At 59.9% G+C, this 13519-nt stretch carries 13 protein-coding genes, 4 pseudogenes and 1 other annotated feature; of the genes and pseudogenes, 9 read left to right on the top strand and 8 right to left on the bottom strand.

What is annotated here, in order from left to right; genetic code table 11:
* Window positions 1-174 precede the first annotated feature (174 nt).
* Window positions 175-351 (bottom strand): hypothetical protein, encoded by a 177-nt coding sequence (locus ACX3P1_RS19195; protein WP_459081206.1) that lies wholly within the window; start codon window positions 349-351, stop codon window positions 175-177.
* Between the two features lie 68 nt (window positions 352-419).
* Here ACX3P1_RS19195 and ACX3P1_RS19190 point away from each other — a divergent pair, with 68 nt between their 5' ends.
* Together ACX3P1_RS19190 and ACX3P1_RS19185 are read left to right on the top strand one after the other, a co-directional pair.
* Window positions 420-932 (top strand): MarR family winged helix-turn-helix transcriptional regulator, encoded by a 513-nt coding sequence (locus ACX3P1_RS19190; protein ID WP_459081205.1) that lies wholly within the window; start codon window positions 420-422, stop codon window positions 930-932.
* Between the two features lie 144 nt (window positions 933-1076).
* Window positions 1077-1753: pseudogene (locus tag ACX3P1_RS19185) on the top strand (response regulator transcription factor).
* A gap of 206 nt (window positions 1754-1959) precedes the next feature.
* Here the strand turns inward: ACX3P1_RS19185 and ACX3P1_RS19180 are convergent.
* Both ACX3P1_RS19180 and ACX3P1_RS19175 read right to left on the bottom strand, forming a co-directional pair.
* Window positions 1960-3663 (bottom strand): MFS transporter, encoded by a 1704-nt coding sequence (locus ACX3P1_RS19180; RefSeq protein WP_459081204.1) that lies wholly within the window; start codon window positions 3661-3663, stop codon window positions 1960-1962.
* Complete coding sequence (locus ACX3P1_RS19175; protein ID WP_459081203.1) at window positions 3660-4691, bottom strand: HlyD family secretion protein; 1032 nt, start codon at window positions 4689-4691, stop codon at window positions 3660-3662. The genes ACX3P1_RS19180 and ACX3P1_RS19175 overlap by 4 nt, the downstream gene beginning before the upstream one ends.
* Window positions 4692-4785: 94 nt before the next feature.
* Between ACX3P1_RS19175 and ACX3P1_RS19170 the strand changes: the two genes are divergently transcribed.
* Window positions 4786-5409, top strand: coding sequence for a TetR/AcrR family transcriptional regulator C-terminal domain-containing protein (locus ACX3P1_RS19170; protein WP_459081202.1), 624 nt, complete (start codon window positions 4786-4788; stop codon window positions 5407-5409).
* A gap of 276 nt (window positions 5410-5685) precedes the next feature.
* A pseudogene (locus tag ACX3P1_RS19165) lies at window positions 5686-6042 on the top strand (transposase); the annotation flags it as partial.
* Window positions 6043-6171: 129 nt separating this feature from the next.
* Here the strand turns inward: ACX3P1_RS19165 and ACX3P1_RS19160 are convergent.
* Entirely contained in the window at window positions 6172-7077 is a 906-nt protein-coding gene (locus tag ACX3P1_RS19160; RefSeq protein ID WP_459081201.1) for a LysR family transcriptional regulator, read from the bottom strand.
* Window positions 7078-7195: 118 nt separating this feature from the next.
* On the opposite strand from ACX3P1_RS19160, the gene ACX3P1_RS19155 reads away from it, so the two are divergent.
* The 3 genes and pseudogenes from ACX3P1_RS19155 to ACX3P1_RS19145 form a co-directional block, all read left to right on the top strand.
* The gene (locus ACX3P1_RS19155; RefSeq protein ID WP_459081200.1) at window positions 7196-7618 is read left to right on the top strand and encodes a DoxX family protein; all 423 of its coding nucleotides are present in this window, start codon (window positions 7196-7198) and stop codon (window positions 7616-7618) included.
* Window positions 7619-7660: 42 nt separating this feature from the next.
* The gene (locus tag ACX3P1_RS19150; RefSeq protein WP_459081199.1) at window positions 7661-8533 is read left to right on the top strand and encodes an NmrA family NAD(P)-binding protein; all 873 of its coding nucleotides are present in this window, start codon (window positions 7661-7663) and stop codon (window positions 8531-8533) included.
* A 53-nt stretch (window positions 8534-8586) separates the two neighbouring features.
* A pseudogene (locus tag ACX3P1_RS19145) lies at window positions 8587-8688 on the top strand (IS1595 family transposase); the annotation flags it as partial.
* Here ACX3P1_RS19145 and ACX3P1_RS19140 read toward each other — a convergent pair.
* Together ACX3P1_RS19140 and ACX3P1_RS19135 are read right to left on the bottom strand one after the other, a co-directional pair.
* Window positions 8674-9128 (bottom strand): annotated as a pseudogene (locus ACX3P1_RS19140) (glutathione S-transferase family protein); the annotation flags it as partial. The pseudogenes ACX3P1_RS19145 and ACX3P1_RS19140 overlap by 15 nt on opposite strands.
* A 244-nt stretch (window positions 9129-9372) precedes the next feature.
* A complete protein-coding gene (locus ACX3P1_RS19135; protein WP_459081198.1) occupies window positions 9373-9861 on the bottom strand; it encodes a YkgB family protein in 489 nt (162 codons plus the stop codon).
* A 761-nt stretch (window positions 9862-10622) separates the two neighbouring features.
* Between ACX3P1_RS19135 and ACX3P1_RS19130 the strand changes: the two genes are divergently transcribed.
* Complete coding sequence (locus ACX3P1_RS19130; RefSeq protein ID WP_459081197.1) at window positions 10623-11117, top strand: MarR family winged helix-turn-helix transcriptional regulator; 495 nt, start codon at window positions 10623-10625, stop codon at window positions 11115-11117.
* Between the two features lie 415 nt (window positions 11118-11532).
* Window positions 11533-11585 (top strand) — a sequence feature (sul1 is cis-regulatory element that is thought to sense ions involved in sulfur or methionine metabolism; They are found in Alphaproteobacteria).
* 132 nt (window positions 11586-11717) lie between these two features.
* On the opposite strand, the gene ACX3P1_RS19125 is transcribed toward ACX3P1_RS19130, so the two are convergent.
* Together ACX3P1_RS19125 and ACX3P1_RS19120 are read right to left on the bottom strand one after the other, a co-directional pair.
* Window positions 11718-12002 (bottom strand): pentapeptide MXKDX repeat protein, encoded by a 285-nt coding sequence (locus ACX3P1_RS19125; RefSeq protein WP_459081196.1) that lies wholly within the window; start codon window positions 12000-12002, stop codon window positions 11718-11720.
* Window positions 12003-12081: 79 nt separating this feature from the next.
* Window positions 12082-12789 carry a DUF1223 domain-containing protein gene (locus ACX3P1_RS19120; RefSeq protein ID WP_459081230.1) on the bottom strand — a complete coding sequence of 236 codons (708 nt, stop codon included), beginning with the start codon at window positions 12787-12789 and terminating at the stop codon, window positions 12082-12084.
* A 193-nt stretch (window positions 12790-12982) separates the two neighbouring features.
* Here ACX3P1_RS19120 and ACX3P1_RS19115 point away from each other — a divergent pair, with 193 nt between their 5' ends.
* Window positions 12983-13519 carry a sigma-70 family RNA polymerase sigma factor gene (locus ACX3P1_RS19115; protein WP_459081229.1) on the top strand — a complete coding sequence of 179 codons (537 nt, stop codon included), beginning with the start codon at window positions 12983-12985 and terminating at the stop codon, window positions 13517-13519.

Raw genomic sequence — 13519 nt, 5'->3', positions numbered from 1 at the left:
GTAACTCCGGTCGGGCTACGCCCTCCCTTCGTCACACCCCCGCCGCCGAGTCTCATCCTGATTGACGCTGGGTCTCACCTTGTTTGTCGCCGCGCACTTGACCGCAAGACACCCGATCAGGCTTACTTCAACCAACCGCTTCTCGCAGCGGCGTGAAACCGGCAGACACTCCACTTAGAAATCGCGCGAAACTGTCCAAACAAACCGAGCCACCTCTATCAACTGCTTTTCCTGGACGGTCATGGCACCTTCGGCAAAGGCGGCCTTATCGAAAGCCCAAAACGCCTGCATTGCGTCGCTCGCACCTGCATCGAGATGCTTAAGCTTGCGTAGATTTTTCATATCAAACATCGAAAACTCCTATTTATTTGTATGCGTCACGCATATATATGGGAGTGACACGGATGAGGCAATGACGAATGGTTCAATCTTCGGAACGGCTGATCAACTTATTTGGAGCACTGGCGCTTGGGGTTGCCGATCGGATCCGCCAGGCGGCCCTGGAAGGTTTCCCGCTGGGCGGCGAAACCGCTGCTGCCCTAGTCGTAATCGGCCATGCGCCCGGTCTGTCCATCGATCACCTCGGCCATATCCTCGGGCTTTCGCATCCTGGAACGGTGAGGTTGGTTGACCGATTGGCCGCCGCCGGTTTCGCGATGCGTAGTCCGGCGTCCCATGACCGCCGTGCCGTGGCGCTGGAACTTACCGATGCGGGCCTTGATCAGCGAGTTGCCCTGTTGGAACGTCGCCGCACGACGCTGGCATCGATGCTTGATGGACTTTCGTTCAAGGACCAGGCCGCGTTGGAACGTATCGCCCGGAACATGGCCGGCAAACTCCCCCAGGATGCCGCGTCGGCACTCACCGTCTGTCGATTTTGCAACGAACTGCTCTGCGACGATTGCCCGATGGAATCGTTCGGAATTCTATAAGAGAATTCACGACTGCCGCGATGTGAGGCGACCGAGGCCGAAGCCCTTCGATTCGACCGCAGGGCACGGAGTGCCGAACAAGCGACACCCCGGTACCCTCGCGGATAGCCGTGAGCGAAGCGTTGCATAACCAGGAGGGTGAAGATGAGACTTGAACAGCCGCTACTGCAGAGATCAGCACCGCAAAGTCAGCAAAAGGGCGAGCCGGACAAACCGCTCGTCGTGATCGTGGACGACGACGAGGCCGTTCGAGAGGGATTGTGCGAACTCATCCTCTTGGCCGGCCATCGACCTTCGCTTCGACAAAAGATCTGCTGGAGGCAGACCTGCTGGATCGACCTGGATGCCTGATTTTGGATGTTCGCATGTCGGGGTCAAGCGGCCTCGACCTGCAGCACCATCTGGCGCGGAGCGGCAACCCCAAGCCGATCATTTTCCTGACCGGGCATGGCGACATCCCCATGACGGTGCAGGCGATGAAGGCCGGTGCGATCGTCTTCCAGACCAAGCCGGTGCGTGACCAGACATTGCTCGATGCGGTGACCGCGGCCATTGCCGCGGATGCCAAGCGTAGAACGGAAGCAGAGGTGGTGAAGCGCAATGTCAAACGCCTCGAGACGCTGACGCCGCGCGAACGCGAAGTGCTGCACGAAGTGGCGCGCGGACGCCTCAACAGGCAGATCGCCTACGATCTCGGCATCAGTGAGATGACGGTGAAACTGTATCGCGGCAATGTCATGCGCAAGATGCAGGCCGCATCCATCGGCGAGCTTATCCACACCCGGGAAAAGCTGCCGGCACCGATGCGCGAAACCGCCTGACAGACACAACCCGGCAAACTGTCAGGTACGCGCGTTGGCCAAACGGGCAAGTTGCGATCCTCGCCACGACCAATACTGACGGGGCAGGGAAAGCTGGGCAGCCGAACGATTTTGCAGGATGCATTCTGTATTTTCCTGATGTGGCTGCCGAACGGGTACCCCGCCAGATGATCGCGGTCGATGGGGACTCGGCCTCACATGATTGCCTAGCGGTCACTAGCTGGGACATTTACGATAGCGGCTTCCTCAGCCTGTCCAGCCTTGCAGGAATTTTCGCCGAGGGCGAGCGCTTGCCGGACCGGGCCTGGGATCAGTTTCAAGGGCGTCCGTGCCGCGCGCGACTTGGCATAGCGCGAAAGGCCGATCTTGATCGCAATGAGCACCGGCGCGGCGGCGGCAAATAGCAACGCCACCGCATTGAACGCAGTGTCGAAGGCGATCACAGTGGACTGACCGACGACGGCCTTGCCCAAAAGGCTGACGGCTGCCTGACTGGCTTCGCCGGCATCCATTCCTCTTGCCACGAGCATCGCTGTCGCCGCCGCCAGTCTCTCGCCGACCGCAGGAACCCCGGCCGTGACGTGGGCGCCGAGCACCGCCGCATTGGCGACGACACTATCGTGGATCAACGTCTGGAGACCGGCCACTCCCACCAGCCCGCCAAGCTGGCGGCCTGCGTTGAAGAGGCCGATACCGGAGGCAAGATTGCTGCTTTCGAGCTTGTCGAAGGCGATCAGCGTGATCGAAAGAAAGAGAAAACCGAGGCTGAGGCCGCGCAAGAGGATGGCCGCCATCATGTCATCCGCGCCGCTTTCGCCGGCCGAGCCGGAGAGCATCCACATCGCAACCATGATCATCAGGATCCCGAAAGGCACGGTGGCAACCGGAGGAACGCCGCGCGCCTGCATGAGGAAGGCGGAGACGAGGAGTGAGACGATGAAAAGCCCGCCGCTCGGCAACAGGAGCAGGCCCGCGTCCGTAGGCGTGAACGCGAGGACGGATATCGCGAATGACGGGATCAGATATGCGCTGCCGAACAAGGCGGCGCCGGCGACGAAGCTGACAACGAAGGCAAAGGAGAAGTCGGTTGACAGGAACACGGTAAAATCGAGCAGGCCGCTGCGCCTGGCGATTATCTGCCGGCCGATGAATGTCAGGAGGGCAGCCGTGCCGATCAGTGTCAGCCAAACGATGCGCGGCTCCTCGAACCAGTCCCACCGGCTACCCTGGCTCAAGGCGTAAGTGAAGCAGAAGAGCGTTACGGAAATGAGCGGAAAGCCGATCCAGTCGAACGGCCGCCGTATGGTCCTGGCCGGCGTGGGGCTATCCGCGAGCAGCATCAGCCCGGCAGCCGCCAACGCCACGGGAACAACGCTGAAGAATATCCATGTCCAGGATTTGCTGTCGAGCAACCAGCCTTGAAGCGCCGGCGCGATCGTCGCCGGGGCCACGACCGACCCCATCGCGAATAGTGCCTGAAGGAACGGCTGGCGATGGCGTGGATAGGCAAGAAAGATGAGCGTCTGGCCGCCGACAAGCAGAACGCCGCCGGAAAAGCCCTGTATGACGCGAAGCGCAACCAGCAGATCCAGGCGCGCCGTGGCGGCGGCAAGGGCGCATGCCGCGCCCATGACTAGGGTCGAGCCTACGACGAGGCCGCGCGGGTTGACACGGCCGATCAGCCAGGGCGCGGCCATGAATGCCATCAGCTTCAGCGATGTGTAGCCCACATCCAGCCAGGCGAATTCGTCCGGCGTCGCATAGGTGTCCCCGATGATGTCGCCGCGCCCGAGCGATAGGACCGTGCTGGCGATCGCCTCCGTCAACGTGGCAAGCACAATGCCCGCGATAAGAATGGCTCCTGACTTGGTTCGGCCGCGGCCCGGCGCGATGGCGGCAGCCGTTGTCATGAGCCAGGTCCGCCATCGACCTCGACGCGTGCGGACAGGCCGGGCAGGAGGTGGCCGGGCAACGGATTGCCGATGAGCCGGATCTTCACTGGAATCCGTTGAACGACACGTACGAAATTTCCTGTCGCGTTGTCCGCTGGGAGCAGGCTGAAAGCCGAGCCGCTGCCGGGCGCGAAGCTGTCCACCTCGCCGTCAAACGTCTCCGTCGGATAGGCATCGACTGTGATGTGCACACGCTGGCCGGGCCGGATATGCTCGATCTGGGTTTCCTTGAAATTCGCGACCACCCATACGTCGTTGACCGGGACGAGATCGAGCAGCGAGGCGCCCGGCGCGACAAGCCGGCCGACGCGAACCTGACGGTTGCCAACGACGCCGTCGACGGGTGCGCGAACGACCGTGTCGTCGAGATCGATCTGGGCGAGATCGCGCGCCGCACGCGCCTGTGCAACACCGGCCACCGCGGCTTCGCGCTGAGCCGCGAGCACGGTCACTTGTTTCTTCTGCGCCTCCACCGTTGCTGCTGCCGCGGCGACGCCGGCCTTGGCTTTCGCCAGCGCGGCATCGCTTTCATCGACCTGGGCCAGGCTCACCGTATGGCTTTGAATAAGCTCATGGCGGCGGGCGGATGCCTTGGCCGCGAGATCCAGATCGGCCTCGGCCGAGCGCTTTTGTGCCTCGGCCTGCCGGATGAGAGCGTCTTGAAGTTGCGTTTCCGCACCGACATTGGCGAGGCGGGCCTTGGCCGCTTCGACATTGCCGGCAGCTTGCGCCAGCCGCGCGCGGTAATCCCGGTCATCAATCCGGAACAGGATGTCACCTGCATGGACGGCCTGATTGTCCTTGACTTCCACCGCCGTGACATAGCCCCCAACCTTTGGAGCGAGCGAGGTCACGTCCCCGCGGACATAAGCGTTGTCGGTCGCTATCGTGTCGCCTGAACTGGCCCAGGCCCACCCTCCGGCCGCCACCACCAAAGCGGAGAGGCACAAGGCGAAGCCGATCATCTTCTTGCTGCGTTGGGCCATGGAAGCTTCCGGTAATAAGCGTTACCATCTTGATTGACATTTATGGTAATGACTGTTACCAGTCAAGAGGTAGATTCTCACAAGGAGCAGAGTTGTGCCCGAAGCCAGGTCAGGGCGGCAGAGCAGTCGCCGGGAGGCGCTTCTTCGCGCTGCGGCGGAAGTCTTTTTCGAGCAGGGCTACGCAGCGACGAGCATCGACGCGATCATCGAGCGTGCGGGTGGGTCGAAGCGCAATATCTACAGTACGTTCAAGAACAAGGAGGGCCTGTTCTCCGCCATCGTCACAAGGAACGCTGATAGAATATTGTCGCCGGTGATCGAGGGGATCGAAGGGCGCGACCTGCGCGAGACCCTGACCCTGTTCGGCCGGCATCTCATGGAAGCGTATATGTCGCCTTCCCTGATCGGCGTCTATCGAATCGCCCTCTCCGAGGCCAACCGCTTTCCCGACCTCGTCAAGACGTTCTACGAACAGGGTCCGGGCCGGGCAACATCCCGGCTTGCCGAGATCCTTGAAGAGGCGGGCAAGCGAGGCGAAATCAAGACAGGTGACTGCCCGCGCATGGCCGACCAATTCGTCGGCATGATACGCGACAACCTTCATTTGCAGGTCGTCCTGGGGCTGCGCCCGCCACCCTCGGCCGAAGAGGCACGGGAAGCGGTCGAGTCTGCAGTGGAAATCTTCCTGAACGGCGTTCGATCCGGTCGGGACAAATAGAATGTCTGCCACGACCTTCGACATCGGGTACCTTCCCCTGACGCATGGTCGGGGTGACCAGATCCGTGATGGCGGTTCGTCGGGGCCGATCCACATGAGGTGCCACCACGAGGCATCCGGCCGCGCAATACCCACGATCCCGACGGGCATATTAGGACGTGAACCCCCCTGTCGCCTTGCTGTTCGTTTCGTCTGCGAAACCGGTCTTGCGGTTTAGCCTCAGCAGCACGACTAAGCTTCCTTCTCGATCGCCGCATTTAAGCCGACGAACTCGTGGCGCACAGGGCAATCCATGTGCGCCACGACAATTACGCCGCGCACAAAAAGGACAAGGTCCGCGCATGGCTCGACCGTCACCCGCGCTGGACCTTCCACTTCACTCCAACATCCTCTTCCTGGCTCAATGCCGTCGAGGGCTTCTTCGCCAAACTCACCCGACGCAGGCTCCAGCATGGTGTCTTCCATTCCGTCGTCGATCTTCAGGCCGCCATCAACCGCTTCATCCGTGAATACAATGCCGACAGCCCCGCACCATTCGTCTGGAAAGCCCATCCCGATGACATCATCGCCGCACGAAACAGAGCGTTCCAAACGTTGGAATCAATCCAGGGAGACAGAGGCGGAAAAGTTTGAGGATATCTCATGTCGGACTTCAAAGGTCGCCGGTTTCAGTGTCGCATTCTATTGGACCGCCAGGCCGCCGACCGGCGGACGTAACTTCGGAATGTTGATTTCGAGGGCCGGACGAAGATGTTCGTCTCGCTATTCCATATACGGCGTCAGCACATCTTCGATCCATTTCATGAATGCGCGGACTCGGCGCGACAGATTGCTCCGATGTGCTACGACGAGGGACACAGCGATCGCCCGGCGACGAAAATCGGGTATGATCTCCACAAGCGCTCCACTCTCCAAGTATCGGCCAATCCCCAAGACTGGCGCCTGAATCAGGCCAAGACCGGCGAGGGCAGCGGCTTCGTAGGTCTGCGCACTGTTGACGTGTAGCGCACCTGGCAACTGAAGCGTCGCGTAGCTGTCGCCGTTGGGATATTCCCATCCATGGGGTCTTGCGCCCAGCATTGTCGAAAAATGAATTGTCCGATGTTCCTGACTCTGGAGATCTTCTAGCGATCGAGGGACGCCATAGCGCGCAAGATAGGCGGGACTGGCAGCGTTGGCCATGCGCAACAGGCCCAATGGGCGGGCAATCAGCGTCTCGTCCCCAATGGGTCCAAGCCGCAATACACAGTCGAACCCCTCTTGAACCAGATCGACTTGCCGATCCGTACTCGACACCTCCAGCTCCAACTCTGGATGAGTCGCCATGAAATCCGGCAAGGCCGGCACGATCGTTGTCCGTGCCACCTCGGTCGGAAGATCGACGCGTAGACGCCCGCGAAGTGCCACGCGATCGCCTGCGAACATCGAGTGGAGATCGTCAACTTCCGCGAGCAGATTGCGGGCACGCGCATGAAATACCCGTCCGTCCTCCGTCAACTGCACGCTGCGCGTCGTCCGGTGCAGAAGCCTGACACCGACATCTTCTTCCAGCTTCCGGACCGCCGTTGAGGCCCTTCCTTTCTGAATGCCCAGGCTATCGGCTGCGTGGGTGAAGCTCCCCATTTCCGCTACCGTTATGAAAATGAGGATGGGTTCGAGATTCTGCATTTTCGTGCCTCGGAATTGTTCTCCACAGAGAGAACAATGAGTTCATTCCCTCGGTGTTTATCATAGCTAAGGGACACAGTAAGCTTCAAATATGGGATCCCCCATCGGAGAACGACAAGTGTTCCAAACTATGAACCTGCATCACGCGCCTGAAGCTATGACCTTGCATCGCGCCCTGTGGGCCGGCCGGATAATGAGCGCGTTTGTCGTTATCGCTCTGGTGGCAGATGGGACTATTCAGCTTTTCGCGCCCGTACAGATCGCGAGCATGTTGCAGGAAACCGGGTTCGCGATGGACCTGACCCGTATCGTGGGCCCGATCATACTCGCCTGCGCCATCCTTTACGCCATTCCGGCCACCGCCGTCCTCGGCGCCATCCTGGTGACTGGCTTTCTGGGAGGCGCAATTAGCGCCCATGTCCGCATCGGTGAGTTGGGATCGCCGCCGGAACTTATTTCCCTGCTTCTGGGCGCGATGACATGGGGCGGCCTCTATCTGCGCGATCCCCGTATCCGGGCCATTTTGCCGCTCATCCGCTAAACCAACAGGGGCATTGCTTGTCCCTAAAATAGGAGAAAACGCATGTTTTTAGTTATGGGAATTACCGGACAAGTCGGTGGTGCAACGGCACAACATCTGTTGGCACAAGGCAAGGAAGTGCGCGCGCTTGTCCGCAATCGCGAGAAGGCGTCAAGCTGGGCGAACCAGGGCGTTGAATTGGTAGACGGCGATTGGAATGACTCGGCAGCCATCGAGCAGGCGCTCAAAGGCGTCGAAGGCGCGTTTGTCATGGTGCCCTCTGTCTGGGCTCCCTCGCCCGATTACAAGGAAGCCAAGGGCGTGATTGCCAACTATGTCGAGGCGCTCACCAAGGCAACGCCGCCGCGAGTGGTTGCGCTTTCGTCGATGGGTGCCAACAGAACCAGCGGGCTCGGGATGATCACGGCGCTGTCGCTTCTGGAGCAAGGTTTTCGCGACATGACATCGCCAATCGCTTTTGTGCGCGCAGGCGGCTTCTTGGAAAACTTCCTTTACGGCTTTCATGTCGCCCAGGGCGGAATGCTGCCAGTCTACAATAATCCGACAGACCGGAAAACGACCATGGTCGCGACCAACGACATCGGCGCAGAGGTCGCAATCCTTTTGACTGGGCCAGCCTGGCCAGGGCATCGCGTCATCGAGCTTGGGTCGATGGTCAGCGCGGATGAAGTCGCGGAACAATTGGGCGAAGTCCTGAATCGCGACGTGAAAGCCTTTGCAGTCCCGCGTGCAGGGTGGGCGGAAGCGTTCGAGCAGTTCGGCATCCCGAAGGGCCACACCGGACCTGCCGAAGAAATGTTCGAGGCCGTGAACGCGGGATGGATGGACCTCGGAGCCGAGAATACGGAGCATGTAGCGGGTACGACGTCCGCACGCGATGTATTCGAGGCTGCACAGAACGCCGTGGCGGCGTGACCTGGGACGGAACCTACCACGCGTTTCACTTCTTCAAGTACTCCGAACGGTAACTGGCCGAAGCGCAGTACCGCTTCAATCGGCGCTTCGAACTCAAAGCGATGCTGCCTCGACTGCTGGTCGCGGCGGCGCGCCGCAAGCCATCCCCAGGCAGACATATCGGCGATCGTGTAGGTCTCGCCGACGATGGAATTTCGCCCTTCAAGATGATCGTTCAGCACCTGGTAGTGGCGCTCGGTTTCGCGTCGATAACGATTGACCGCATAATAGAGGCCCTCAGGCGCCGCATACTGGAAATGCACGGCCTGACCGGAGAACGGGCCGAGGCCGGAGGCGATGAAAAGAAGCCACGAAAGCAGTTCCGGCCGATCCTCGGGTTGCCCAGGAACTGGCCGGTCTTGTCGGCAAGGTAGATCAGAATTGCGGTGGAATCGAAGACGCGGGCTTCCTTCCCACCCGGCCCCTCGGTGTCGACGATTGCCGGAACCTTGCCATTCGGGTTGATCGCGCAGAAGGAAGACGCGTGCTGCTCGCCCTTGCTGGTGTCGACCGGGATCGCCCGTAGGGTACCCGCGAGGCTCGGCGAGCCATGGATGGCCGCGCCGGCCGCGACAAGACAGATCAGGCCGGCAAGGATCGTTGCATACGCGGAGAATTCACTGCCATCTGCCAGTGTGAGAATGCCGCTCTCTCTATAAGCGAGCGCGCCTTCGCCGAAGGGAGCGAAGACTGCGTCGCCATGCAGCTGAGCGCCGCCGGGCTGGATATCACGACGGAGCATCCATGCCCCGCGGAGGTTCTGCAGGATTTGCGCATCCGCCTTCGCGAGAGGACCACAGTCACGAGGGCACAAGCGCGCCTCTTTGGCGGACCGAAGCAAGCAGCAGCACGACGGACGCCGCCAGCAGAACTGCGTCCTTCAGTAGAAACTGCCCTGGTGCAGCCGAAATCGCAGGAAAGCCGCCGGCAGTCGGCTCCGCGACACCGGGGGTGGTGATGAAAAAGGTCAGCGTGATCAGATACGTCGCCGCTGACATCAGTGCGCCGAGCGCAGAGAAGAGTGGACGAAATGCACCAAGGATCAGAACGAGAGCGGTCGATAGCTCGATAACGCCGATGAAATAGCTCTGCCCCTGCGTCCCGAACATGCCCAGCCAACTCATGATCGGGCTGTGTTCGATAAACGGGGCGATACCATAGGCCTCGTACGCTGTGAACTTCATCGCGCCGAACCACAGAAATACGATCACGAGAGCCCATCTAAGCAGGGCGAGATCCTTCCGGTCGTGCTCGGGGACAAGAAATTCGTAACGGTCGAAAATGCTCATCTAAAACTCCTCAACAATGGGTCTCGTGGCAACGTCATGAACGATGTCTGTCGACCGGGCAGCGTTGTATTATATGCGCTGCGCATACAATAATAAGCGAGTGATGTCGAGTGGCTGTTGGCTCGCGCTTCGCTACCTCACGATGCCATCGGCATCGGCGATGCCTTTACCGAGCAAACGCGCGACCTCGCGGAATTTCGACTTGATGCGGCCGGCGCTCAAGTCGTCCGATGCGTCCAAAGCCGTTGATAGCGACCTTAACTGTCATTCGCGTCTCCTTTTGCTTCGCAGCTAGCCGCGCATCTGCGGTTTGCTCAGCGACCGCCCGGCGCACTTGAACCTTAAGCTCCGCCCGTCGGGCAATGAGATTGAAGGCATGGAACAACACCACTATGTATGCGCCGCGCATATACATATCCGTAGGCCTCACGAACGTCAACACGAAAAGCGAGAGCAGACGAGCTGGATGACGGCGCTGACGCGCGGTGATTCTCGGGCGCGACCTACGGCGATTCCCCCCGAGAGGCTTGCCCTATAGCCGCCAGGTATCAACGGTTCCGCGGCCTGGACGAGCCGGACCCGTTTTTTTCGGCGCGCTCGATCAGTCGAAATCCTCCGAAACCCTTTTAAAACAGAGCTTTTTCCATAACCCGCGCGGATGAAGAGGACCATGGTATGACTTGCTGTCTATGCTCCGCGCACATATAGATGTGGCAATGGATGGACCTCGAGATCGAAATATTTTCGGGGCGTTCGCACTCATGATCAGCGACGACATCGTTCGCGCTAGTTCATCGCGGGCGCCGGAAGCTGGACCCGCCGCCTCAGCGCTGGCGTTGCTCGCGCACAAGCCCGGGCTCTCGATCCGTATGCTTGCGGTCGGGGTGGGCCTTTCACATGCAGGGACCGTTCGCCTGGTGGATCGATTGGCGACCGAGGGAATGATCGAGCGTAGGGAGCACTCGACAGACGGACGCGCGCGATCCCTCTATCTTACTCCAGCCGGCAAGGTCGCGAGCGACGAGGTCCTGGCCTCGCGCGATCAAGTGATTGCCGAAGGGCTATCGATCCTTAATCCAGACGAACTGAAAATCTTATCGGACATCGCTGAACGCGTTCTCCGAAATCGCTTGGAAAAGCTCGAGCAGTCATACCGCATCTGCCGCCTGTGCTGCTACGAGGGTTGCACGAACTGCCCCATTGATGCCGAATTGTATGAGCGAGGTGTAGACCGCGAGAAGAGGGACGACGCGTAGAAGGGTCGCAATCGCGGCCTGTAGCGACACGTCGCGCTTTCGATTCCATTCGCCAGGTATTAAGACAGCATCTCCGACTTGCTCATTGACCTGATCTATCCAAGCGCCAGGTCGGGCGCGCGAAGTGGCAGCTATACGGCACACGATCACTGGTCGAAACCGTCATCTCCCGCATCAAGAGGATCAACGACGGCAAACTCACATCCCGCACATTCAGCGCCCAGCAGAACGAGATCGCCATTCACATCAAAATCGCCAACCGCAACATGCTGGTCGCAAGGCCAGTGTCCGAGCGCGTCCGCTGATCAGCCTACAAAGTCAAAGATCTAGGCGGTAGCCTCGTTGCATCAATGCCGTGGAGAACGGTCCCTTCGCACTTGCAGCAAAGATGAATGTAGGTTGGTGACCTTACGTTGTTGGACCCGGTTTCTCCGAGTGGCTTGGCCCGGGCCTATCCCCGGGACAACCTGTAAGCATCAAGGCCTATCCATAAGCGTTAATAGGTCCTGAGCCTACCTATCTAATTCGATCTCGGCGCATCTGTTGCCGAATTCAGGCAGGTCACTGATTAACTGAGCCTGTCGCCACCAGGCGCTCTGTTTACATATTGTCGCAGGCCTTGGTAGCTTCAGCTTTTTTCATGGCATCGGCTTCCGTGGCGGCTTTGTCCATACAGTCTTTCTTCTTGTCGGCCTTCATGGCATCGGCCGGTTTCATCGCGTCATCAGGTTTCATAGAATCGGCGGGCTTCATGGCATCGTCAGTTTTCATGGAATCTGCAGGCTTCATTGCGTCCTCGGCGCGGGCAGCGCCGCCGGCAAAAAGGGCCGTCGAAGCAAGCGCGAAGGCAAGGGCTGGAAGCGTCAGACGGGTAAGATTGGTCATGGTTGTCTCCTCTGGTTGAATGGCCCGCTGAGAGGCGGGCCGGTACATGCGGTGCCGCTTGAGCGGCCTTGCGCAATTTCTAATTGGTGGTGGCAGCCAGGATCGGTCCACCCTTTGGCGTTTGAACGAGGACAGCGGTGCGAAGGCTGCCCCTGGCAGTCGGCAGTGGCAGTACGACAGCTTTGCCCGTCCATGTGCCGAGCTTTGTCAGTGACTGCACGACATTGGCGTGCGGCAGGGTGCGTCCGGTATTTTCGCCTCGGGCGATCGGCACCTCAACGATCCCCGGCTGGAAGCGCACTAGCCATACATCGGCCTTTCCGCCAGGAGCCTCTCCCTTGCCAATCCTGATCTTGTTTGCGGCGAGAGATAACAGGGGCTTGTTGCCTGTGTGACTGCGGGAAATGAGTGCTTCGATGTCGGCAAGCCGGTTGCCTACCGTATCGACGGTTCCGTCCACGACGATCTGGGGCGTAAATGGTCCCGAGCGTCCCAAAGACGGCTCGTAAGAAATTTGACGGGTTGTAAACTCAGGTTTTGCGAAGCTGTCCTTCCAGCCGAGGTAGTCCCAGTAGGTCACACCAAAGCTCAGTGCCAATACGCCCGGACGGCCGGCGAGTTTTACCAGATTGGCGTTGGCGGGAGGGCAGGAGGAACAGCCCTGGCTGGTGAAAAGTTCGACGACAGTCAGAGGCTTCATTTTCGCGGACGCAGCGTCGCCGGCGGATATGGCGATCAGCGCGGCGGCATAGAGCACTTGTGCTCTCTTCGGGATCGGTAGTGACATCGACGGTCTCCTTGTTTCTGCCAGACCTTGCTTGGTATCGCCATGAACATCGCTCATGAAAATCATTCGCCGTGCACGGCGCAGATGTTACCGATCTGAGGGGTCACGGTTTCGTGACCCGCCTTTTATTTGGACAACTTTTAACGCGGCGCGTAACAAAGTCTGCCGTCGACCGAATACCGGGGAGTATCGATTGAGAGGTGCCGACGAAGCCGAACTTGCCCGTTTGCTGAGGGCGGCCATGAAAGGCGATGAAGCCGCCTATGCCTTATTCCTTGCCGAAGTTGCGGCGCGGGTTCGAGGTTTCGCCAGGCGAAGGACCTTCCAAGGCGGTGTAGATCCCGAGGATGTGGTGCAGGAGACGTTACTTGCGATCCATCTGAAGCGTCATACGTGGCGCCAGGACGCGGCCGTCTTGCCGTGGGTTCTTTCCATCGCACGCTTCAAGATGATCGATGCATTTCGCCGGCGCGGCCGCAGGGTGGAGGTCGATATAGCGGAATTTTCCGAGATACTGGCCGAACCGGAAAAGGAGACCGTCGGTCCGCGCGACATCGAGCGGGCCGTGGGAGGTTTAGCTCCGTCGCAGCGCGCCGTCGTTACTTCGCTGTCGATCAAGGGCCTCTCCATCGGCGAGACGGCCAGCGCGCTCGACATGACGGAAGCCGCGGTGCGGGTGGCATTTCATCGCGGCTTACGTGCGATCGCAAAGCGGTTTGGAAAGAGCTAA

It is taken from the genome of Mesorhizobium sp. A623 (assembly GCF_054489405.1).
The sequence above is the reverse complement of the archived record's forward strand: the minus strand, read 5'-3'. Positions and strand labels throughout refer to the sequence as shown.